The organism is Streptomyces sp. N50 (assembly GCF_033335955.1).
Classification (GTDB): domain Bacteria; phylum Actinomycetota; class Actinomycetes; order Streptomycetales; family Streptomycetaceae; genus Streptomyces.
On the sequence record NZ_CP137549.1, the window covers coordinates 6300232 to 6323486 of the forward strand.

The following is a 23255-nucleotide window of genomic DNA, read 5'->3' on the forward strand; positions in this document are numbered from 1 at the left end:
GTGCGGCAGGTGCGATCCATATGGAACGGCGCCATCTCCTTCGGCCTGGTCAGCATCCCGATCAAGCTGGTGAACGCGACCGAGAGCCACTCCATCTCCTTCCGCCAGATCCACACGGAGGACGGCGGCCGCATCCGCTACCGCAAGGTCTGTGAACTGGAGGACCGCGAGGTCGCCCAGGCCGAGATCGGCAAGGCGTACGAGGACGCGGACGGCACGATGATCCCGATCACGGACGAGGATCTGGCCCAGCTGCCGATCCCGACGGCGAAGACGATCGAGATCGTGGCGTTCGTGCCGGCCGACCGGATCGACCCGCTCCAGATGGACGCCGCGTACTACCTCTCCGCGAACGGCGTCCCCGCGGCCAAGCCGTACACCCTGCTGCGCGAGGCGCTGAAGCGCAGCCAGAAAGTGGCCATCGCGAAGTACGCGCTACGGGGCCGCGAACGCCTCGGCATGCTCCGCGTGGTCGACGACGTGATCGCCATGCACGGCCTGCTCTGGCCGGACGAGATCCGCGTCCCCGAGGGCGTAGCCCCCGACACGAACGTCACCGTCCGCGACAAGGAACTCGACCTGGCGGACGCCCTGATGGACACGCTGGGCGAGGTCGACCTCGCCGACCTCCACGACGACTACCGCGAGGCGGTCGAGGAGATGATCACCGCGAAGGCCTCCGGAGAGCAGCCCACGACGACTCCTTCCCCAGCCCCCGGAGCCAAGGTCCTGGACCTGATGGCTGCCCTGGAGAAAAGCGTCCGAGAGGCAAAGGAGTCGCGAGGCGAGCAACCGGAGCCCAAGGAAACGGAAACAAAGGCCGAGGTCAGACGCATCTCCCCCCGGGCAACCCCCAAACAGACCCCCGGCAAGAAGTCGACCTCCACGGCAACAAAGAAGACAACGACGAAGAAGTCCCCGTCCCAGTCGCAGTCCCAGTCCCCGACGTCGGCGAAGAAGTCGACGCGGACGACCAAAAAGACAGCGGCGACGAAGACAACGGCGACGAAGACAACGGCGACGGCGACCGCGAAGAAGACCCCGGCAAAGAAGGCAACTCCCCGCAAGCGAACGGCTTGAGCAGTAGTCCCGTCGCTGGTCCGCGCAGAGCGCAACCCCGCCCACCACCGCGACGGAGTTCACCGGTCCCGCAAAGAAACCCCTGGCGAAGCCCCCCCCGCAAAGAGCACCCCCCGGCATACGCACCGCCTGAGCCGGAGCCCCCCCCGGGCCGCTCACCGCGCGGCGCTACCCGACCCGCCGAAGCGCCAACACCGCGTTGTGCCCCCCGAACCCGAACGAATTGCTCAACGCGAGATCCCCACCCCCGGGCAACTCCCGTGCCGCCCCCGTCACCACATCGAGCCCGATCGAGTCATCCAGCTCACTCGCCACCCCCAAGGTCGCCGGCACCACCCCGTGATGCAACGAAAGCACCGTCGCCACCGCCTCCACCCCACCCGCAGCCCCCTGCAGATGCCCGAGATGCCCCTTGATCGCGGTGACAGGAACGTTTCTGCGGCCGAACACCGCCCGCAACGCCCCCGCCTCGGCAAGATCCCCCTCCACCGTCGCCGTGGCGTGCGCGTTCACATGGACGACGTCCACGACATGCCCGCCCGCGTCCCGCACGGCCCGCCGCACGGCGAGCGCGACCCCGGCGCCCGACGGATCCGGCGCCGCCATGTGGTGCGCGTCGGCGGACAGCCCCCACCCCGCGGCCTCGCAGTAGATCCGCGCTCCACGCGCGCGGGCGTGCTCCTCGGCCTCCAGGACGAGCACCCCCGCGCCCTCCCCGTTCACGAACCCGTCCCGGTCCCTGCCGAACGGCCGTGACGGTGACGACCCGTCCGCCAGCCCCCGCGTGGACAACGCCCGCATCGCCGCGAACGACGCCATGATCGCCGGCGTGACGACCGCCTCGGCCCCGCCCGCGAGGGCGATGTCGACACGGCCGTACCGTATGCGGTCGATGGCCGCCCCGATCGCCTCCGTGCCGGAGGCACACGCCGCGGTGACCGTGCGGGCCTCGCCGGTGATGTGCAGGTCGAGGGAGACCTGGGACGCGGCCTGCGACGGAACGGTCATGGGCGTGGTGAGCGGCGAGACGCCGCGCGGCCCCTTGTCCCGCAGCTTGCGGTCGCCGCCGACGAGCACGGACGCGTCCCCGAGGATCGCCCCGAGACTGACCCCGACCCGTTCGGGATCGAGCCCGCTCTCCCGCGTGCCGCCCGCCACGAACCCGGCGTCACCCCACGCCTCCCGCGCGGCCAGCACCGCGAACTGCGCCGCCCGGTTCATCCGCCGCGCCGCCTGCCGCGGCAGCAGCTCCGCCGGATCGACGGGCACGGTCCCGGCCACCCGCACCGGCAGCTCCGCGAACTCCTCCCCGTCCAGTTCCCGAATCCCGTGCCGCCCGTCGAGCAGCCCCCGCCACAACTCGTCGACCCCGACCCCGAGCGGCGTCACGGCCCCCAGCCCGGTGACCACGACCCGCCGCGGCCCACCGGCGGCCGCCACCCGCTCCGGCCGCGGATGATGCCGTACGACGAACTCGCCACCGCCCCCCACACCGGCGCCCGGCGTTTCCGCACCAGCACCCAAGCCCTCCGAGCCGACCCCCACAACCGGAGCCGCACCCCACCCCCGAACCTCCGCATCGGTCAGCACGTCATCCCCCGACCCTCCGTCCAGATCCCGGTGCCACACCCCCCACCGCCGCACGTACGACACCTCGTCCGCCCCCGGATCCACCACCCGCAGCGAACCCACCCGGTCGCCCTCCCGGAACTCGACGGCGGCGAGGTCGTCGGAGACGAGTCGCGGCACCGCCCCCACGTCCAGTCGCCGGCACCCGCTGATCACCCGCCGGTCGCGGCCGAGCACCTCGTCGTGGTCCGTGCCGCCGAGCGGTGGCCGCAGGGAGACGCGGATCGTCTCGGGGGTCTCGGGGAGGGTGTGGGTGACGACGTACCAGCAGGCGCGTTCGGCGTCGCCCGGGGTCAGGGCGATCAGGTCGCCCGGGATGACCTCGGCGGCGGTCACCGGGTGGGGAGCGAAGGGAACTTGTGATGAATCGGACGAATGGGACATATCTCGCACACTTCCTGGGGACTGAACGGACTTATGCCCTACGGCAAACCATCCCGAGTGAAATGGACGAAACCGGAAAAAGCTACGGTTGAAAGATGAACCTGTTGCACCGCGAGAGCTCTCAAGGTCCGCCGAAACAGAGCGAGTTGCCCTAATTGATCACCGTGAATATGTGTGGAACATCACTTTCACGGCCGTCGCGCCCGCCCCCGCGCTCACTTGTTCCCTGGATTTAACGTGAGGCCCTCTGGCAACTCCCTTTCTACGCGCGTAACTTGAGCCGACTCCCCACAGGCACCCGGTATCGGCAGCTACACGAAGCACGAGGAGACCGCCAGCGTGTCCAGACCTGAAGGGCGCAGACCCCGCGCCCGCCGCACCGCCCAAGCGATCGTCTCGGTGGGCGCGGCGGGAGCCTTCGCCTTCACCGCCCTGCCCACCGCGTCCGCAACTCCCTCTGCCTCAGCGGTGATTGCCGAGGTGTACGGCGGCGGGGGCAACTCGGGAGCCACCCTGACCCGGGACTTCGTCGAACTCGGCAACGCCGGTTCGGCGGCCTACGACCTGTCGGGCTACAGCGTCCAGTACCTGCCCGGTACGCCGTCCTCCGGCTCCACTTGGCAGGTCACCGCCCTCACCGGCGCGATCGCCCCCGGCGCCCGCTACCTGGTCGGCGAGGGCACCGGCAGCGGCGGCACGACCGCGCTGCCCACCACCGACGCCACCGGTTCGATCGCGATGAGCGCGACCTCCGGCACGATCGCCCTGGTCTCCGGCACCACCGCGCTGACCTGCAAGACCGCCGCGGACTGCGCGGCCGACCCGAGCATCGTCGACCTCACGGGCTACGGCACCGCGGTCGTCCGCGAGGGCAGCGGCCCGGCCACCGGCGCCTCCAACACGGCCGCGGTCGCCCGCGCCGACTCGCTCGCGGACACCGACGACAACGCGGCCGACTTCACCGCCGGCACCCCGACACCGGTCAACTCGGCGGGCCAGACGCCCGGTTCGGGCGACGGCGGCGGTGACGGTGGCGACGGCGGCTCGCCGACCGACCCCGGCACGGTCCGCGTCCACGACATCCAGGGCACGACCCGCCTCTCGCCGTACTCCGGCCAGACGGTCACCCGCGTCCCCGGCATCGTCACCGGCGTCCGCAGTAGTGGCTCCCTCGGCTACTGGATCCAGGACCCGACCCCGGACACCGACCCGCGCACCAGCGAGGCGGTCTTCGTCTACACCGGCTCCACCAAGCCGACCGTGGCGGTGGGCGATTCGGTCCTGGTCACCGGCAAGGTCAGCGAGTACTACCCGAGCAGCACCAGCCAGTCGAACACCGAGATCGGCGGCCCGACCACCACGGTCCTCTCCAGCGGCAACGCGCTTCCCGACGCCGTCGCGCTGAACGCCACCTCGGTCCCCGACGCCTACATCCCGACCGCGTCCGGCGGCAGCATCGAGTCCCTCCCGCTCCAACCCGCCGTCTACGCCCAGGACTTCTACGAGTCCCTGGAGGGCATGCGGGTCACCTTCGCCGACGCGAGGGTGGTCGGCGCTTCGGACGCCTACGGCGAACTGTGGGTCACGGTCAAGCCGAACGAGAACGCCACGGCACGCGGCGGCACCCTGTACTCGTCGTACGACCAGCCCAACACGGGCCGTATAGAGGTCATGTCGCTCGACACCACCTCAACGTTCCCCGCGGCCAACGTAGGTGACGAACTCTCAGGTACGACCACGGGCCCCCTCGACTACTCCACCTACGGCGGCTACAACGTCCAGGCCACCCAGCTCGGCACACTCGTCGACAAGGGCCTGAAGCAGGAAGTGACTCGCCGTCAGAAGAAGGACGAGCTCGCGGTCGCCACGTACAACGTGGAGAACCTGGACGCGCTCGACACCCAGGAGAAGTTCGACCGGCTCGCCGAGGGCGTCGCGGTCAACCTCAACTCGCCCGACATCGTGGCCCTGGAGGAGATCCAGGACGACAACGGCGCGACGAACGACGGCACGGTGACGGCCGAGGGCACCCTGAAGCGCTTCACGGACGCGGTCCGCGCGGCCGGCGGCCCGGCGTACAAGTGGCGTTACATCTCGCCGACGAACAACGCGGACGGCGGCGAGCCCGGCGGCAACATCCGCCAGGTCTTCCTCTTCAACCCCAAGCGGGTCTCCTTCACCGACCACAAGGGCGGCGACGCGACCACCGCCACGAGCGTGGTGAAGACCCGCAAGGGCGTCGAACTCACCTACTCCCCGGGCCGTATCGACCCGACCAACGCGGCCTGGGAGGACAGCCGCAAGCCGCTGGTCGGCGAGTTCACCTTCCAGGGCGAGCAGGTCTTCGTGATCGCCAACCACTTCATCTCCAAGGGCGGCGACCAGCCCATCCACGGCCGCTACCAGCCCCCGGCCCGCAGCTCGGAGACCCAGCGCGCGGCCCAGGCGGCAGAGGTCAACACCTTCGTCAAGTCCCTCCTCGCAGCCGACAAGAACGCCAAGGCGGTCGTCCTCGGCGACCTGAACGACTACGAGTTCTCCCAGACGGTGACCACCCTGACGGCCGACAAGGTCCTCAAGCCCCTGATCACCACCCTCCCCGCCGCCGAGCGCTACACCTACGTCTACGACGGCAACTCCCAGACCCTGGACCACATCCTGACCAGCCCCGCGGTGACGTCCTTCAACTACGACGTCGTCCACATCAACGCGGAATTCGCAGACCAGGCAAGCGACCACGACCCCCAGATAGTCCGCATCGACCTCTCGAAGTGCCGTAGGCACTAAGGCTGTTGAACCCCGACGGGGCGGAACGGCCCAAGCCGTCCCGCCCCGTCACTCTGACCGGTACCGGGCAGCGCAACCCCCTTAAGGGGCGCGGGGAACTGCGCGACCAGCCCCAACGCACCCGCACTCGCAAGACAACACAAGCCACTCAGACGCCGAGGCGCACAACCGGGTCCACCACACTCCGCCCCGCCGTCATGACCAGCCCCACCCCCACCGCAAGCCCCGCCGCAGGCAACACCGGGAACCGCCCGCCATAGGCGAACCCATGCCCGGCAAACCAGATCAGCGCACTCACACTCGCCGCCACCCCGCCCCACAACGCCCAAGCCCGACGCGGAACATCACCGGGCCGCGTCCGCTCGTACACCACGGAGAGCCCCCGCTCCAACGGCCCCAGCGCCCTTACGACCCCCACCAGCACCACCCCGAGCACAACCACCCACGGCACCCGCAGCACCCACCAACTCCCGGACCCGTAGGCCGGTTCGGGCGCGACCCCGGTGAGATAGAACGCGGCGGCGACAATCAGCACCGGCAGCATGTGCCACAGGTAGAGCGTCATACTCACGCCCCCCAACGGCCGTACCACGCGCCAGAGTTGCTCACCCTCCAACAGCCGCCGCAGCACCGGCGCAAGCAGCAGCGCCACCCCCACCTGCCCAACCGCCCAGGCCAGCATCGCGGCGGACGGGGGATTGGTGTTACTCGGACTCTGCCCGGTCACCAGAATCAGACTCACCGGGAACGGCCCGAGGACGACGAGCGCGGCGAAGGCGACGGCACCGCCCACGGCCATGCAGGCGGCGAGAGCGGACCGCTCCGTGAGCAGCAAGTCCCGCCAACAGAACCCCAGTTGATAGGCAACGCCCCACACGAGCACGTAGTTGAGCAGCCCTACGACGGGCGCGTGCACGGTGACCACCAGCCCGTCCGCGACGACCGCGACCACCCCCATCACCACCGGCACCCGCAACCCCCACCGCCGATGTGCCGCGTACAGAAGGGGAGTTGCCGCACTGAGCAACAGATACACCGGCAAGAACCAGAACTGCATCGCCAACGCCCACCCGACGAGCGCGAGGATGCCCGGGTCCACCCCGGCCGCCGAGCAGATCGCGACGGCGGCCAGCACCAGCCCGCTGTACACCCCGGCAGGCAGCAGCAGCCGTAGCGCCCGCTGTCCCACCCAACCGGTCGCCGTACGGCCCTCGTTGCGCGCCCGCTCCCACGAACCGCCCGCCGCGTGCCCGCCGGCCAGGAAGAACAGCGGCATGATCTGGAACCCCAGGGTCAGCCACTGGGTCCAGCGCACGGTCGCGAGCAACTCCGGTGCGCTGATCGCCCCGTTGGGGTCCCGCACCAGCCCGGTGATCAGCCAGTGCCCGAACACCACCAGCACGATCGCCCACGCCCGCAAGAAGTCGACGTAGCGATCCCGGCCCCCGCTCAAGCTCCCCATAAGTCGTCATGGTGCCTCCGACGCAAGGGAGTTGAGGGGGAGCGGCACCGTCCCGCAACCAATCCGTGCCCGTCACGACACCGGCGACAGCTCCCCCAATCCCTTGACCCGCCCTTGCCTTGACTCGCCCCTGTCAACACTGCTTCCCTGAGCCCACACAGCGAATTGGTCTGCACCAATATCGCGCAGGGATTGAATCGATTCACCCCCCGTCCCCCCGTGGAGGTCGCGCATGCGTACCCGATCGAGATCCCGTTCTCTCACCCGTTCCCTCGCCCGTTCTGCCACCCGCTCCCTGTCCCGCTCTCTCGTCTCCGCCGCCCTGCTGACCGGAGCCCTCGCGGCGGCCGGCCTCACCGCGGCGACCCCCGCGTCGGCGGCCTCTTCCCCGAATGCCTGGCCCGCCCACGTCTTCGCCCCGTACTTCGACGCGGGCTCGGGAAACGTTTCCCTCACCGACGTGGCCAACAACTACGGCACCAAGTTCTTCACCGCCGCGTTCGTCGACGGCCCCGGCTGTCAGTGGCAGGTGCCGGGCCAGTCCGCCCTCCAGTCGCAGATCGACGGCATCCGCGGCCTCGGCGGCGACGTCTCCGTCTCCTTCGGCGGCTACACCTCCGACACCGCGCTCACCGAGATCGGCGACTCCTGTTCCAGCCCGGAGGCGGCCGCGGCGCAGATCGAGAACGTCATCACCACCTTCAACCTCTCGCACGTCGACTTCGACATCGAATCGGCGTCCCTCACCAACTCCTCCGGCATCGACCGCCGCGACAAGGCCCTTGCCCAGGTGCGCACTTGGGCCGCGAACAACGGCCGCGCGCTGTCGATCTCCGTCACCCTCCCCGCCCTCCCCAGCGGCCTCTCGGGCGACGGACTGAACGTCCTCAACAACGCGCGCTCCAACGGCTTCACCCCGGACGTCGTCAACCTGATGACCATGGACTACGGCTCCTCGGGCGCCGACATGGGCAACGCGGCCAACACATCCGTGGACGCGGCGGCGGGCCAGGTCGCGAGCGCGTTCGGCATCTCCACCTCCGCCGCCTACGCCAAGCTCGGCAACACCCCGATGATCGGCCAGAACGACAGCGCCGGCGAGGTCTTCACCCTCGACAGCGCCCGCAGTGTCGAGGCCTTCGACGCCTCACGGGGGATCGCGCTCACGTCGTACTGGTCGCAGAACCGCGACAACGGCGGCTGCGCGGGCTCGACTTCGGCGCAGAGCACCTGCAGCGGCGTCAGCCAGAACTCCGGTGACTTCGCCCGCATCTTCCAGGCGTTCACCTCCGGCAGCAGCAGCGGTGGCGGGGGCACCGGCTCAACTGTGCAGTCCCTGCCCGGGACTTGGGCCCAGTGCGCGAGCGAGAACGGCACTTGCGCGGTCAGCGGCACGACCGCCGTGGCCTACGGCGCGAGCGGCAGGTTCACCTACGCGACGGAGACCGGCTCCACGCCCTGCACCAACGCGGTCTTCGGCGACCCGATCTCCGGCACCGCCAAGTCCTGCTACGGCCAGACCGCCCCGCCCGCGACCAACGTCTGGACCTCCTGCGCCGCCGAGGGTGGCACCTGCGCCTTCTCCGGCGTGATGACGGTGGCCTACGGCGCGGGCAGTTCCTTCAACTACGCGACCCTGCCCGGCGGTACGGCGTGCTCCAACGCGGTGTTCGGCGACCCGGCCGCCAACACCGCCAAATCCTGCTACCTGATCGGCGCACCGCCATCCTTCGCCACGTGGACCAACTGCGCTGCGGAGGAAGGCACTTGCACCTTCTCCGGCACCCACGAGGTGGCGTACGGCGCGGCGGGACGGTACGTGTACCGGTCCGTGTCCGGGTCCACCGGGTGCAGCAACGGGGTCTTCGGTGACCCCGTGTCCGGTACCGCGAAGTCCTGCTACGTGCAGTAACTCCTGGGCTGCTTCGGCTCCTTCGGCCCGGCGGATTGAACGATTCAATCCGCCGGCCGAGGGTTCCACCAGATTTCCCCCTCCCCGCACCGCCGCTCGAACGAGGAGAAGCAGCCTCATGAAACGCACGTTCCGCATCGCGCTCGTCGTCGCGCTGGGCCTGGCGTTCGGCGGCGCGGTATCGCTCGAATCCCCACCACCCGCGGCCGCTGCCACTGTCTCTACGGCAGCCACCCCGGGCGACCCCTACAACCTCTCCCCGACCTCCCGGACCCTCGCCCCCACCGCCGTCCACGACACGAGCGGCTCCGTCAGCAACCCGGCGAACGTGCTGTCCCACCAGGCAACTCGCCTGAACGGCAACGGTTCCGCGGTCACCCTGGACTTCGGCAAGGAGGTCGGCGGGATCGTCACGCTGAACTTCGCCGGTGCCAGCGGCGCGGGCCAGAGCGTCGGCCTGGCGTTCAGCGAGTCCTCGCTCTACACCGGTACGAAGACCGTGGCCCTCGGCGCACAGGGCAAGTTCGCCTACACGACGGCCAGTTCGGGCACCGCCTGCACGACGGCGACCTTCGGCGACCCGGCCGGCGGCATCGCGAAGGCCTGCTACGTCCAGCCCGCACCCCCGACCGCGAACGTCTGGTCCCCGTGCGCGAGCGAGAACAACACCTGTGCTTTCACCGGTGTGTTGACGGTCGCGTACGGCGCCGCGGGTTCGTACCGCTACGCGACGCTGTCGGGCGGCACCCCCTGCGCCAACGAGGTCTTCGGCGACCCGATCTCCGGCACGGCGAAGACCTGCTTCCTGGTCGGCGCACCCCCGACCACCACGACCTGGACGACCTGCGCCGCGGAGAACGGCACCTGCACTTTCACCGGCACCCACGAGGTCGCCTTCGGCGCCAACGGCCAGTACTTCTACGGCAGTTACACGGGCGGCACCCCGTGCACGAACACGGTCTTCGGAGACCCGGTCTCCGGAACGAGCAAGTCCTGTTACGTCCAGTAACGCACTCCTCACGAGGAAGGCCGGACGATGTTCAGATCGAAGTTGAAAGGGCGGCCCGCGCAGACCGCCGTACGTAGGTCGAAGTCGAAGTCGAGGTCGAAGTCGAAGTCGAGGTCGAGGTCTCGACGCCTGATCTGGCTGGCGACCCTGGCCCCATGGTCGCCCTGCTCTACGGCACCACGACCACCCAGCCCGCGCTGGCGGCGGCCCCCGGAGCCCCCGCCGGCTGGTCCTCCGTCTTCACCGACGACTTCAACGGCCCGGCGGGGTCGGCTCCTTCATCGGCCAACTGGAAGTACGACACCGGCCCGGGGTCCAGCTTCGGGACCGGTGAGATCGAGACGATGACCGACTCCACCGCCAACACCCACCTCGACGGCAACGGCAACCTGGACATCACCGCGCTGGGCTCCGGCAGTTCGTGGACCTCGGGCCGTATCCAGACCCCGACCGCGAACGTGGGCGCACCGGCGGGTGGCAAGCTGGAGGTCGCCGCGTCCGTCCAACAGCCCAGCCCTTCAAGCGGGTTGGGGTACTGGCCAGCGTTCTGGATGCTGGGCCCGGGCCAGTGGCCGGAGAACGGCGAGATCGACATCATGGAGGACGTCAACGCGCTCTCCGACGTGGCCGGCACGATCCACTGCGGCACCTCACCGGGCGGCCCCTGCAACGAGGGCACGGGCATCAGCAGCGGCCTGCGCGCCTGCTCCGGCTGCCAGAGCGGCTTCCACACGTACGCGATGATCCTCGACCGCACCAACACGTCGGCCGAGACGATCACGTTCTATCTGGACGGCAACGCCTACTACTCGGTCGCCGAGTCCCAGGTGGGCACGGCCACTTGGCAGGCGGCCTTCGACCACAACCAGTCGATCATCCTGGACCTGGCGATGGGCGGCACCTTCCCCGACGCGGCCTGCGACTGCACGACGCCGTCCGGCTCGACGACATCGGGCGGCACGTTGAGCGTCGACTACGTAGCGGCGTACACCACAACGGGCAGCAGCACAGGCTCCACCACCCAAGCCCTGCCCGGTACTTGGGGGCAATGCGCCGCCGAGAACGGCACCTGCACCCTCAACGGCACCTCGGCGGTGGCCTTCGGCGCGAACGGCCGCTTCAACTACACGACGGCGACCGGCTCAACTCCCTGCACCACGGCGGTCTTTGGCGACCCGTCGTCCGGAGTGGTGAAGTCCTGCTACGCGGAGACGGCACCCCCGGCATCGAACATCTGGTCCTCGTGCGCGTCCGAGAACGACACGTGCGCGTTCTCCGGCGTGATGACGGTTGCGTACGGCGCCGCAGGTTCGTACCGCTACGCCACGCTGCCGGGCGGCACCCCGTGCACCAACGCGGTGTTCGGCGACCCGATCTCGGGCACGGCGAAGTCCTGCTACCTCATGGGCCCGCCCCCGTCGTTCGCGACGTGGACGACGTGCGCGGCGGAGAACGGGGCCTGTTCCTTCTCGGGCACGCACGAGGTGGCGTACGGAGCGAACGGCCAGTACTTCTACGGGTCGTTCAACGGCGGCACCCCCTGCACGAACGGGGTGTTCGGTGACCCGGCATCAGGAACGGCGAAGAACTGTTACTACCAGTAACAATGTGCAGGTGGGAGACCCGCCGTTACTCACTTTCGGGTGACGCTCCCGGCGGGCCCGGGGTGGCGCACCCTGGCGAACGCGGAGCCCGGCCCAATGGCGGCAAGGCCCGTCCGCTCGCCAGGGCGTCAACCTGGTGCATCACGTACATAAATGGACGGTACAGGCGACAGTCACGGAAACACGACTGACTCGTAACACGATTCACGTATCGCTCATATCCCGACCGCCCGGTGGAGAAGGTGTGGGTGTGCGGCCAACAGGCCGCCACCCGCACACCGCACAGCCCGGGATCCGGCCGTAGCCGTATCCAGGGAGGTGCCCGCACCATGCTGGGGGAACCCGTGACCTCTTCACCTTCCGTGTCCGTCCGCCGTCTGGCCGCCGCCGCTCTCGCGGCCGGCGCTCTCGTCGGCGCGGCGGCACTGCCGGCGACCGCTGCCGACCACCACGCGGCCCGGGCGAACGTGGAGATCAGCCGCGTGCAGTACGACTCTCCGGGACCGGAGGACCGCTCCAACCGCTCCCTGAACAACGAGTGGGTGGAGATCACCAACCACACCCGCAGCGCCGTCAACCTCGACGGCTGGAAGCTCTCGAACAAGGACGGCCAGACCTACACCTTCCACCACTACCGCCTGGACGGCCACGCCACCGTCCGCGTCCACACCGGTGTCGGCCGCGACACCAACCGCGACCTCTACCAGGACCGCCACAACTACACCTGGGACAACCGCTCCGACACCGCCACCCTCCGCAACGACCACCGCCGCCTCGTCGACGACAAGTCGTGGGGCAACCACGACGGGGGCCACGGCGGCGGCGGTCACAACGGCGGCGGCGGTCACAACGGTGGCGGCGGTCACAACGGTGGCGGTCACGGCGGCGGCGGCCACCGCTGACCACCACCCGCACTACGACGTCATGACGCTCAGGCGATGACGTGACATCTGCGATATCCGCGGCGCGCTGCCCCAGCCAGGGGCGGCGCGCCGCTCACGTCTGCGCCGGATCTCGACCCGGGTAACCTCGGCCCAACCACACGGCAGGCACGGGGAGTTCAGGCGATGGCGAAGAAACCGGTACGCGCGGCGGTGGGCGACATCTGGCTCAAGTGCCAGGTCTGCCAAGGAGATCTGTTCCGCGACCGCGGTGTCCTCCTCAACAGCACCGGCATGGAATTCATGAAACTGGCCTGGGCCGACGAGAACGCCACCGGCCTGATCTGCTGGCGCTGCGGCTACGTCCACCTGTTCGTGAACAGGGACATCAAGCTGTACCGGGCGGACAAGTAGCGGAGCCCGCCGAGCCAAGTGGACTTACCAGCCGCCCTGTTGGGGCCGTCGGTGTTGAGCCGTACGGTTCCGGTGGCCGCTCCGCTCCACTCCACAGCGGCTAACCGCACGAGTCGCACACGCCCGTCGCGGGGAGCTGGACGAAGCAACCGACACAGACCTGCGGAGGCTTTTCGGTGCGCTCGCGTCGGCGTTCGACGGCCGCCTGGTGTCTCGGAGCGAGCGCGGGGACGCCACCGCCGGGCGGCAGGGTCGCTCCGAAGTGTCGATAGCAAGCGAGCCGGGCATCGGCGGCATGCTGCTCACGCTCCAACACGTCCTCCACCGGCGGTTCTCCAGCGACTTCCAGCACTTCCTTGTAGCCGTTGCCCACCATGCCGTCGTCGCTGTGGACCACCAGCGCGGTCAGTGGCGGATCGCCACGTCGATGCGCCTCACGGACCACTTCGCCGAGCGTGGAACCGATCCAGTGATGCAAGCGAACCTTGGTACGGAACCCCGTCCCGCTCTGGATCTCCTCAGCCAACTCCTTGTAGGTGATGACGGCGTGGTAGCTGCGCGCCACGCCCACGAGGACGGAGTACGCCTCCGCAGCCCAGGCTTCGCGAATCTCCTGCGGTGTCGGCGAACCGCCGCCGGCCTCACGCTCAGGCTCGCTGTCCTTCATCCCCCACCTCACCATGGACTCGTTGAATGACGCCCCGCCGCATCCTCCTCCGAAGGACGACCGAGGCGCCATCGATGGCACCGGTTGGTGCCACGGTGAGCCGGTCGAGTCCCAGTACGCGCGGAGCAACGCGACCAGGCGCAGGGTACGCAGAACTCCTGCCCGCCCGTCCGGAGACCTTTCGAGATCAACACGCCATTGCAGCGTGATCACTGACAAACGGCGGCTCTAATCGACACCCGCCTGCACAAAACGCGAAGACCCCGTCTTCAGCTGGAGCGCTGATCGCGGGGTCTTTAGGCACCTAATCCAAGGTGCCCCCGGCAGGATTCGAACCTGCGCACACGGCTCCCGAGGCCGTCGGCTTCCCAGCCGTTTTCGCAGGCCAGGCGCTTGCCTGACGGGCTGTCAGGCTCGCCGTCCCGCGCATGTCCCGCGGAAATGAAATACCCTGTTTGGTCGTCTTATCCGGATCATTCCCTGTGGTGGCCGATCCATGTGCCATGACGTAGATCACGACTTCCTCGGGCAAGCGTAGGGGGTATATGGTGCGCCCTTCAATCGAACGGGGCGGCGGTCCGGAGTGCGCGGGACGAACGAAGTGCGCCGGTTGCGCGCCCCGCTCGGTAGGGGTGCTCCTGTGCGGTGCCCAGGCAAACGGTGGTCGGCTGCGCGTCCTACGGCTACCTGTCGGGATGTGCCGGAGCGGGTGGCCATGGTGAGTTTCCTGTTTCCGGCGGGTTCGGCGCGCTGGCTCGGCGACGCCGTGTCTGCGGGCAGGCGCTGCGGCCCTGCCCTGCCCTGCCCTGCCCTGTCCGGCACGGTGAGTGGCGTCGGCTGGCGGGCAGGACTCGAACGAGCCCCGACAGCGAACATGCGAGTCGGACGCCGGGCGGATTGCCGATGGCTGCAGACCGGCGGGTGAAAGCCGGCTTGGGTCGGACAGTGCACTCTCCGAGGCTGGGTTGCGCAGCGAGGTCCGCGACCCCTTTTCCGTCGTAGCCCCGGAGGTGCGGGCCGCGGGGAGCCGACGGTGCCCCGAATGGTTCGCTGGAAGGTTCGGCCGTATCTGGCCGTGAATGCAGACGCTGTCGTGTGAAGTTGTGGGCTGGTTCGGGACAGGGCCTTTCGACGTGCGGGCAGGTGGTGGCGGTGGACTATCAATGATCTGCGTGATCGCCGGTTTCGGTAACCGGCGATCGTCGGCTATGTTGCGCTGCTCGAAGCGGGGAACGTGACCGAGGACGGGCTTCTGAACTCCTGTGCTGGACCGTGCGTTGTCGGGAGTTGATTTAGAGTGCACGCCTTCTGCGGATGGGCAGGATACTCAGGGCCATGACGCTGCCGTCGCCGTGGAACGAGATCGGGCCGTTCCATTTCTCGGCTGCATCGGTGGTGTTCATTTTCGAGCGGAGTTCGTAGGCCGTTTGCCGGTACTCTTCCACGCGGCCGTTTCTGATGAGTTCGTACAGTTCCGGGACCATGCCGGAGAATGCCTCGATGCGTACGGTCTCCATGCGGAATACGTGGTCGGTGCCGACGAATTTCGTGTCGCCGACTTCGATGTCTGCGTCGTGGTAGCTGGATGTGGCGGCGAACGTGGGTGCGGCGTAGTGCTTTTGTCCTTGGCGTGCGGTGAGGTACCGGGCTGTGGTCGGTCCTCCGCCCGCGAATGCGGTCAGGCCGGCTGTCGCGGTGCGGGCCAGGAGTTGACCGAACCAGCTGAGGTCGTTCTCGGGCACTTGGAAGCCGTCGACGGTCCGAGCCCTTTTGCCTCCACTGGCTGGTATGCGTATGGCGTTGGGGTAGGGGATTCCGGACTTGTCTCGGATTTCCTCGTCGGCGTTTCCCTTGGCGCCCGGTACACGGAGAGGGAGAAGTGCCTCGCCGGGTGATTGCAGGATGTTGACCACGACTCCGCCCTGGCCGGTGAGTTCGGTGGACAGCATCAGGCACGGTGTGGTGTTCCACGGGCCGATCTGCATGCCCTCGGTCAGCTCGGAGCCCTTGACCAGCTGCTGGATCGTGGTGCTGCCGGTCCGGCTGGTCCGCTTGCTCGGCTTCTGGTGGTTTCCGCGGCAGGACACGAATGTGACTTTCGACGGTTCGCCGGGCTTCCATGCCTCGATGAGGTAGTCGGGCCGGGGCCGTGAGCCCTTGTTGCGTTGAGAGACGCTCAGGGGCCATCCGGCTCGCAGTACCGTGCTCGTGTCCACGACCGACACGATGTGGTCCGGGTAGCGCTGCTGCACGATGTGTTCCGCCACGGCGAGTCCGAAGCCGACGGCCAGTTCCCGGGCCTGCATGCCCTTGTACCAGCGCTCGGAGCTGCTGCCTTTCTCGGTGAGATCCATGGAGCCGGCGCGACTGCCGTCCAGCGCCTCGCAGAACTTCAGACTCAGCCAGTGCTCCGCGAGCCCGCGTCCTATTCCCTGGCTGGCCAGCATGTAGCCGCGCGACAGGGCGTGCAGCACCTGCCACGGCGTCAGATCGACGGACCGGGCGCACTCGGCCCGGTTGACGGTGCGCAGTTCGGGTTTCCTGCGCAGTGCTTCCTGACCCTTTTCCCGGCGCTTCTTGTCGATGGCCGCCGTGGAGGACTCAACCTGGGCAGCGAGTTCTGCCGTCGATCGGACGTGAACGCTCCGCTCGTCGGCGAGTGCGCTCAAGATCTGTCGCGCGGTTCTTGCCATGCGTTCCCCCACGGTGTCCGAGTGCCCTGGCCGGCCGGGAACGGTAGTTCGGATCATTGGGGCGCATACAAGTGCGCATGGTGAGCCATGGTGCACAACCGGCCACACTGGGACTGGGCGTGACCAGCGACGGCGGAAGCCGTGCCGAAGGTCCGACAATCCGCACTCGTCAACCAGGCGCCGCCCGAGTGCCCTCTTGCCGGGGGATGTTGGAGTGGATAAGCCGGGCAGTCATGCCCCCGCCGATCAGAAGGAGGTGGGCATGGACCTGAACGGGCATCACGATGGTGCTGCACTCGGCCCTCAGCAGCCGGTCGACCGATCCCCGATGCAGCCGCATGGTGGACGGCCGGACGGCGGCAGCGCGGTCGCGGGCTTGGCGGGTGAGTTCGGTGCGGAGCTGGTGCGGGCTATCCGCGTGGGCCTGGCCGAGGTGAGCAGCTCTGGTCAGGGGTCCCGGGGGCCGTCGCAGTTGAGCTGGTATGAGTTTGCGGCCGAGTACGCGCGGGCGCACTGGTCCGGGCGGGCGGCGAAGACCCGGGACGAGGTCAGCGACGCGGTGAGGCGGCGGTGGAGACGATGCGTCGCAAGCGCAAGGTGCTGGTGCACGCGCTCCATTACGCCGTGGAGCGGGGCGAGTTGGGCAGCCACCCGCTCAAGAGGGTCCGCTGGCGGGTGCCCAAGCCGACGGTCGCGGTGGACCCGCGGGTGGTGGCCAACCCGTACCAGGCACGGAATCTGCTGGACGCCGTCTCCTACGTCGGCGGCTATCGAAGGGCGAGGGGCCGTCGGCTGGTCGGATTTTTCGCGGGTATGTATTACGCGGGTCTGCGTCCGGAGGAGGCGGTCGCGGTCGCGTTGCCGGACTGTCGGCTGCCCAGCACTGGTTAGGGGCGGTTGATCCTGCACCGCACTCGGCCGCAGGCGGGCAAACGGTGGACCGACAGTGGCGAGTTTCACGACGAGCGCGGGCTGAAGAACCGTCCTCCGGGGGAAACGCGGGTGGTGCCGCTGCCTCCGCGTCTGGTGGCCATGTGGCGCGAGCATGTTGCCACGTTCGGCACGGCCGACGACGGGCGGTTGTTCTTCACCGAACAGGGGCGGGTTATCAGCTACGGCACCTACCACCGGGTCTGGCACGAGAGCCGTGACCTTGCCCTGCCGCCCGCTCTCACCGGGACTCCGCTCGCGAAGCGGCCGTACGATCTGCTGCACTCGGCGCTGTCCACGTGGCTGTGCGCGGGCGCGGACCCGGCCGAGGTCGCCCAGCGGGCCGGCAACAGCGTCGAGGTCCTGCTGAGCCGGTACGCGAAGTGTCTGTACGACCGGCAGTCCATCAACAACCAGCGCATCGAAGGGCTCTTGAGAACCTACGACCAGCCACCCGAACCGGACGTGGCGTCTCCTCGAAACACAAGCGGCACGGGGTGAACGTGCAGGTTGTCACGGACCCGGCCGGTGAGATTCTGTGGCTGTCGCCGGCGTTGCCGGGCCGGACCCACGATCTGACGGCCGCCCGCACCCACAAGATCCTCCGGATCTGCGCGCGCCAGGGTGTCCCCATCCTCGCCGACATGGCCTACATCGGTGCGGGCGACTGCGTTACCACCGCCCAGCGCCGCCCACCAGGCGTTGAACTCACCCTCACCGAGCGGACCGAGAACCGGGCCCTGTCCGCGGCCCGGGCACCTGTCGAACGAGGCATAGCACGGCTGAAGTCCTGGCAGATCTTCCGCAGGTCCAGCATCAGTCCCAACCACATAAGCGTCATCACCAAGGCCGGCCTCACCCTGAAGAAGCAACGCTCAATGACGCCAGAGGCGAGGGCCACGCCGAACTCGTTCAGTGTGGCCCTCGATCGGGTGACAAAATCGACGCCCGCAACGCACGTGGCTTCCGTGCCGTTGAGGGAGGTGTTCGGCAGGACCACATGGTGCGCGTGAGGATTGAAAGACGTGAAATGTCCTCCCTCTTCTACCGCGACCTTGTACCGTGACACCCCTTCGGGCACTCCCGTGCCCGGCCGGGGCAGGGGGATCGACATCAATGCCGCTGGTGTTTGTACATGGAGTGGCGAACCGTATCGACGGCGCGCACGTGGAGCAGGACAAGGTCCGGCGGGCGTTGTTCGCCCAACACGTGACAGCAGACTGGTCACGCGAGGGCGGAAGGCCGGCCGAAATCCTTCAGCCGTACTGGGGAGGCGATGGGGCCTCGCTCGCGTGGGGTGGAGCCAGCCTTCCGAACCGCGCACTGGGCGCGGAGCGCTTCGGTTCGAGCGGCGACGGTGAACCGCTGCAGGAGGTCACCTCTCATCTCGTGCCAGATGAAGCGCGGCCTGACGAGATGCTCGTTACCACAGCACGAGCATCTCTCAACGATGCCCTTGATCTCCTGTGGGCAGCCGCGCTGTTGGCAGCGCCGGAGCGTGCCGAGGAACTCTCGGTCGCTTCCGCGGTAGTACTGAATGCGGCCGCAGCGGACCCTCATCCGGGCTGGCTCGATGAGCTCGCTGACGACGAGGAGTTCGTCGTGCGAGTGGGGCAAATTCTCAACGATGGCAACAGACGCGCGCCGACGACACGCGAGAAGTTCGGCGACAGTGGTGTCCGGTCGGCCCTGATGGCAGGCGTCAGACAGATCCGTGAGCGGGTCGTATCGGTGAGCGGTGCTTCGGTCACCGATCGTCTGCGCACCGGACTTCTCCCGCCGCTCACTGAGTTCCTCGGTGACGTGTTGACGTACTACCGGCAACGCAATGCCCCCGTGGCGGAGAACAACCGAGGTATCGGCGACAAACTCGCGGACGTCCTCAAGGAGGCAAACGCTGGCAGAGGGCCACGAGATCCCTTCGTTCTGGTGGCCCACAGTATGGGCGGCAACATCGTTTACGACCTACTAACCGGTGTGCTGGAAGACGCCGGAGTAACGGTCGACCTGCTGGTGACAGCGGGTTCCCAGGTCGCTTTCTTCGAAGAACTGAGCCTCTTCGCACCGCATCCTCGCGATGTCCCCGGGACAGCGGGGCTGCGGCTGCCTAGACCGCGCTCGGTGCGACGATGGGTGAACGTGTACGACCTGAATGATCTGCTGTCTTTCAGAGCGGAGCCAGTGTTCGAGGGAGTCGAGGACTACAGCTTCCGTTCCGGTCGGGTGCGCGCACACAGCGCGTACTTTCTCCTACCGTCTTTCTACGCCCGTCTCGGGGCACGGCTCGGGCCGTTGCGGTACGGACCCGAAGTCTTCGGCGGTGGGGACACGCAGAGGTGACCTATCTCGTGGACTCCAGCGGCCCCGGTCCGCGGGTGCATGCTCTGATTATCGGGGTGGGCCGATACCGCCATCTCGACGGTGGAGACGAGCCCGCTAGCTACGACACGCTCGTGTACGACCAACTCACGTCCCCGCCCGTGTCTGCGGCGGCGTTTGCCCGCTGGGTCAGGGACGAGCTTCGCCATCCGGTGGCCGAACCCGGCAGTGTTGATCTGCTGCTTTCCCCCGGCGAAACCTCCGACCCCGGCGGCGAGTCGATGCATGTCGAGGTCCCCTCGGCTGACGCGGTGGTCCGGGCGGTCGACCGGTGGCGGAGCCGGTGCGATTCCGATCCGGAGAACGTTGCGCTCTTCTATTTCAGCGGCCACGGCATCGACAACGGAAACCCCCTTCTGCTGCTGGAGGACTTCGCTCGTAACAGGAGCCGCATCCTCGATGCCGCACTCGATCGAATCGACCTGGTAGCGGGGATGCGAACCTGTAAGGCCGCCTACCAGTATTATTTCGTGGACTGTTGCCGCGAGCGCAAGGACAGGCTCGATCAGCTGCGCGAGGCACACACCCTGCCACTGCCGGATGTCGTGGAAGGACCGGAAACCCGTCGTGACCTCACGGTGGTATCAGCCTCGGTCCACGGCAGGACAGCAGGCGGCACACCCCACGCGGTCAGTGACTTCACCCAGGCACTGCTGGACGCCCTCGCGGGCCGGGCGGCTTCCAGGCTGGAGGGACAGTGGCGCGTGACCAGTCTCGGCCTGTACCGGACCATCCACGAGTTGACGGGCGTCGCGCCCGTACTGCAACCACCGACGATGAGCGTCCTCGGAGACTGCACGCTTCACCTCTTCGACGGCGCGCCACACGTCCCGCTTGGCGTGCGGTGCGCCCCGGAGGGAGCAGCCACCTTCGCCGACATCTCCCTCGCCGAAGGAAACACCGGCCACCGGCCTGTCCTCAAGCTTGAGGACATGGTGTGGCGGGCCACCGCGCCTGCCGGCGTTTACGCCGTCGGAGTCGACTTCCCCGACCGGAGCTATACGCCGCTGCCATCCTCACCGCTGTTACATGCCTTCCACCCACCGGACCTGGAGTGCGTCGTCGACGTGGAGCGAGCCCCGTGAGCGTCCTGCACATTGCAGTCGATGGTCTCCCCCCCGGTACGCCGGTGGCCACAGAAATCCTCAACGTTGACACCGGAGAGCCCCACGGCATGGTGACGGTGTCCGGACAGTTGTACGTGACCGATCTGCCCAGTGGAACGTACATCGTGCGTCTGGCCCCCCCGGGCCTGAGCCGAGCGAACACCGTTGTGATCATTCCGGATGAGCAAGCACAGCCCATCAAGGTTGCCTTCGCCCTCGGCTCCCCGGGAACAGGGACGGACGACGTGTCGACGTTCGAGGTGGACCGGCGAGCACGCTCTGTACTCAAGAGAGGGTGGCTCGGACGACGGCAACGGGTGAGACGCGACAGGCAGCAGCCGACTCAGACGCTGCGTCAACCTCAGGGCGACCCTGACACCACACTGACCGTCTACGACACGGTCGGAACACTGCTGGGACCGGTCCAGGTAAAGGGTGAATGCGTGGTCAGTCACCCCTCGGACGACGCCGGTCCGGTGCACCTGTGTGTGGCGGAAGGAGTGGGGCTTCCACGGTTTGTCACTTTGCCTGGGCACACCATCGGGCGCGTACGTCCCGCTTCTGCCCCGGGCTCCGGGGCAGAAGTGACTGTGCGTCCCACGGACCCCGACGCCTGCGCTTTGATGGATTACCAGGCTCAGGGCCGTCTCGACGCCGCGCTAGCCGTCACCGACCACGTTGCGGGCGCCGTGGCCGCCAGGCTCGCTGCTGGTCAGGGGGATGCCGTGGCTGGTTGCGCGGTCGCCTACCACCTTATGAGTCATCCCAACCGGGACCGCGCAGCGCAGTGGGTGCGGACCTTGGCCGCTCGGTTCCCCTCATCCGTGGACGTATCCCTACTGACGGCGTGGCATGCGTGGGACGACGCGGATGGCCTGGGCCCCGATGAGATCCGCGACCGGCTCGTCGCCGCCGCCGATATGGACGGCGGGCTGCCGGTATTCCTGCAGGGGCTCGCCTTGCTGCGCACCGCCTTGCGCCGGTTGTGCCGTGGCGACGCCGCAGCCGGTGTGCGTGACCCCCGGCTGGAATCGGCCCTGGTGATCATCGACCGGTTTCTTTCAGCGGCGGACGAGAGGAGCCCTTTTCTGGACTTCACCGGCAGCGACCCGCTCACTCCTCGCAGTCCCGTCGCCGATGCCGTCGGGGCATCCGTCAAAGGCGGCTTCGCGGTTCGCAGCGGGACTGGCCAGGAAGGCCCGGCCGTGCTCCCCGGCCGCGGAAGAACACGGCGCCGTGAGCCCCTCCTGCCCGCCGGGTGGTTCTCGCTCCCCGTCCTACGGGAAGTGGAAGGGCTGCTTGCCGCCACTGACGATCGGGTCGCTTTGGACACATGGTCGCCCGATGGCCGGATCAGGTTCGTGCTGCGGCGTGCCGCCACCGACACCGAGAGGTTCGAAGTCGAGGTGATCCTGAGGGACTTCGACGCGCTCCCCGCGGTCATCACGTTGCGCTACGGCCGGAAAGGAGAAGAGCGGGAACTGCTGGTACCCATGGTGCGCCGGGCCATCGGTCCCTCCTCGGCCCTCGTTGGCCTGCCCGGTTTCGACGGCCCTGGCATTCCATGGGAGGCGGCTCCTCCTGTGCCGGTGGATGGCATGTCCACGTGGGACCCGTCCGCCTTGTCCGTCTCAGTCGCCTCCGCCGCCAACACGGCGACCCGTGCCGCATGGCGTGAGGTGGGTGGCCTTCTGGTGGATGACCTCAGACGCGTGATCGAGGAGTACGGATGAGAAGGTCTGTCCTGCGGACGCCTGATGAGCCGCTGCCAGGCTCGGGACTGCGGGCACGTCCCGGCTCGCCCACACTTCCCGAGCGGGCCCGGGTGGAGAGGCTGTTCGACGACTGCAGTGAGGGAGAGACAGCTCCTCAAGCCCTCTTCGAGAGCTTGATGGGCCGCGAACAGCTGTGGTGGAAGTGCTGCAGCGAGGCGCTGCGCGAGGATCCTGCCTGGCTGTCTGGGGCACAAGCGGGAGCATGGCGTGCGTGGGTCAACGATGAGGCTCCCATCAGCTGGGGGATGTTCGCAGGGCAAGGGGGCGTCGCTCCCGCCGATCTCGTTTACCTCCTGGCCCGGGATCTCGCCGACCCCGCCGGAGCCTCGCCCGGGCCAGGAGATTCCCTGGAGTACGCGGCTCAGACCTGGGACCGCAGCCTCGTGCTGCTCCCCGAGGAACATCCTCCCGGCCCTTTCACGCCCGCGGCAAAGGGGCTGCAGGGATCCCCAACGGCCCTGCGGCAGGGGGTTGACGCAGCACTCGCGGCGCTGGGCCCGCTCTCCTACGCCGTCACGCCCAAGAACCGTCTCGGCCCCACCG

14 protein-coding genes, 1 tRNA gene and 2 pseudogenes are annotated in these 23255 nt (G+C 68.3%); 12 read left to right on the plus strand and 5 right to left on the minus strand.

Annotated features, from left to right (window positions below; genetic code table 11):
- A complete protein-coding gene (locus tag R2B38_RS28550) occupies positions 1–1080 on the plus strand; it encodes a Ku protein (protein ID WP_318018799.1) in 1080 nt (359 codons plus the stop codon).
- Between the two features lie 168 nt (positions 1081–1248).
- On the opposite strand, the gene R2B38_RS28555 is transcribed toward R2B38_RS28550, so the two are convergent.
- Positions 1249–3093 (minus strand): beta-ketoacyl-[acyl-carrier-protein] synthase family protein, encoded by a 1845-nt coding sequence (locus R2B38_RS28555; RefSeq protein WP_318018800.1) that lies wholly within the window; start codon positions 3091–3093, stop codon positions 1249–1251.
- Positions 3094–3492: 399 nt separating this feature from the next.
- Here R2B38_RS28555 and R2B38_RS28560 point away from each other — a divergent pair, with 399 nt between their 5' ends.
- Complete coding sequence (locus tag R2B38_RS28560) at positions 3493–5880, plus strand: endonuclease/exonuclease/phosphatase family protein (protein WP_411978589.1); 2388 nt, start codon at positions 3493–3495, stop codon at positions 5878–5880.
- Positions 5881–6028: 148 nt separating this feature from the next.
- Here the strand turns inward: R2B38_RS28560 and R2B38_RS28565 are convergent, their stop codons facing one another.
- On the minus strand, positions 6029–7342 hold the full coding sequence (locus R2B38_RS28565; protein ID WP_318018801.1) for an acyltransferase: 1314 nt from the start codon (positions 7340–7342) through the stop codon (positions 6029–6031).
- Positions 7343–7574: 232 nt separating this feature from the next.
- On the opposite strand from R2B38_RS28565, the gene R2B38_RS28570 reads away from it, so the two are divergent.
- From R2B38_RS28570 to R2B38_RS28590, 5 genes are all read left to right on the plus strand, one after another.
- Positions 7575–9254 (plus strand): chitinase, encoded by a 1680-nt coding sequence (locus tag R2B38_RS28570; RefSeq protein WP_318018802.1) that lies wholly within the window; start codon positions 7575–7577, stop codon positions 9252–9254.
- A 118-nt stretch (positions 9255–9372) separates the two neighbouring features.
- The gene (locus R2B38_RS28575) at positions 9373–10263 is read left to right on the plus strand and encodes a hypothetical protein (RefSeq protein WP_318018803.1); all 891 of its coding nucleotides are present in this window, start codon (positions 9373–9375) and stop codon (positions 10261–10263) included.
- 155 nt (positions 10264–10418) lie between these two features.
- Entirely contained in the window at positions 10419–11867 is a 1449-nt protein-coding gene (locus R2B38_RS28580; protein WP_318018804.1) for a glycoside hydrolase family 16 protein, read from the plus strand.
- A 329-nt stretch (positions 11868–12196) separates the two neighbouring features.
- On the plus strand, positions 12197–12769 hold the full coding sequence (locus R2B38_RS28585; protein ID WP_318018805.1) for a lamin tail domain-containing protein: 573 nt from the start codon (positions 12197–12199) through the stop codon (positions 12767–12769).
- A 165-nt stretch (positions 12770–12934) separates the two neighbouring features.
- On the plus strand, positions 12935–13162 hold the full coding sequence (locus tag R2B38_RS28590) for a hypothetical protein (protein WP_033282142.1): 228 nt from the start codon (positions 12935–12937) through the stop codon (positions 13160–13162).
- A gap of 100 nt (positions 13163–13262) precedes the next feature.
- Here the strand turns inward: R2B38_RS28590 and R2B38_RS28595 are convergent, their stop codons facing one another.
- The 3 genes from R2B38_RS28595 to R2B38_RS28605 all read right to left on the minus strand — a co-directional run bounded on the left by R2B38_RS28595 (position 13263) and on the right by R2B38_RS28605 (position 16522).
- The gene (locus R2B38_RS28595; RefSeq protein ID WP_318018806.1) at positions 13263–13829 is read right to left on the minus strand and encodes a hypothetical protein; all 567 of its coding nucleotides are present in this window, start codon (positions 13827–13829) and stop codon (positions 13263–13265) included.
- 315 nt (positions 13830–14144) lie between these two features.
- Positions 14145–14235, minus strand: a tRNA-Pro gene (locus R2B38_RS28600).
- Between the two features lie 886 nt (positions 14236–15121).
- The gene (locus R2B38_RS28605; protein WP_318018807.1) at positions 15122–16522 is read right to left on the minus strand and encodes a hypothetical protein; all 1401 of its coding nucleotides are present in this window, start codon (positions 16520–16522) and stop codon (positions 15122–15124) included.
- A 262-nt stretch (positions 16523–16784) separates the two neighbouring features.
- Here R2B38_RS28605 and R2B38_RS28610 point away from each other — a divergent pair.
- The 5 genes and pseudogenes from R2B38_RS28610 (at position 16785) to R2B38_RS28630 (ending at position 22670) form a co-directional block, all read left to right on the plus strand.
- Positions 16785–17953, plus strand: a pseudogene (locus R2B38_RS28610) (tyrosine-type recombinase/integrase).
- Positions 17926–18327, plus strand: a pseudogene (locus R2B38_RS28615) (transposase family protein); the annotation flags it as partial. The pseudogenes R2B38_RS28610 and R2B38_RS28615, both read left to right, overlap by 28 nt.
- 241 nt (positions 18328–18568) lie before the next feature.
- On the plus strand, positions 18569–19792 hold the full coding sequence (locus R2B38_RS28620) for a hypothetical protein (RefSeq protein ID WP_318018808.1): 1224 nt from the start codon (positions 18569–18571) through the stop codon (positions 19790–19792).
- Positions 19789–20916, plus strand: a complete 1128-nt coding sequence (locus R2B38_RS28625) for a caspase family protein (RefSeq protein ID WP_318018809.1) — start codon at positions 19789–19791, stop codon at positions 20914–20916. Before R2B38_RS28620 ends, R2B38_RS28625 begins: the two co-directional genes overlap by 4 nt.
- Positions 20913–22670: a hypothetical protein gene (locus R2B38_RS28630; protein ID WP_318018810.1), complete on the plus strand. Its 1758-nt coding sequence runs from the start codon at positions 20913–20915 to the stop codon at positions 22668–22670. Before R2B38_RS28625 ends, R2B38_RS28630 begins: the two co-directional genes overlap by 4 nt.
- The last annotated feature ends 585 nt before the right edge of the window (positions 22671–23255 follow it).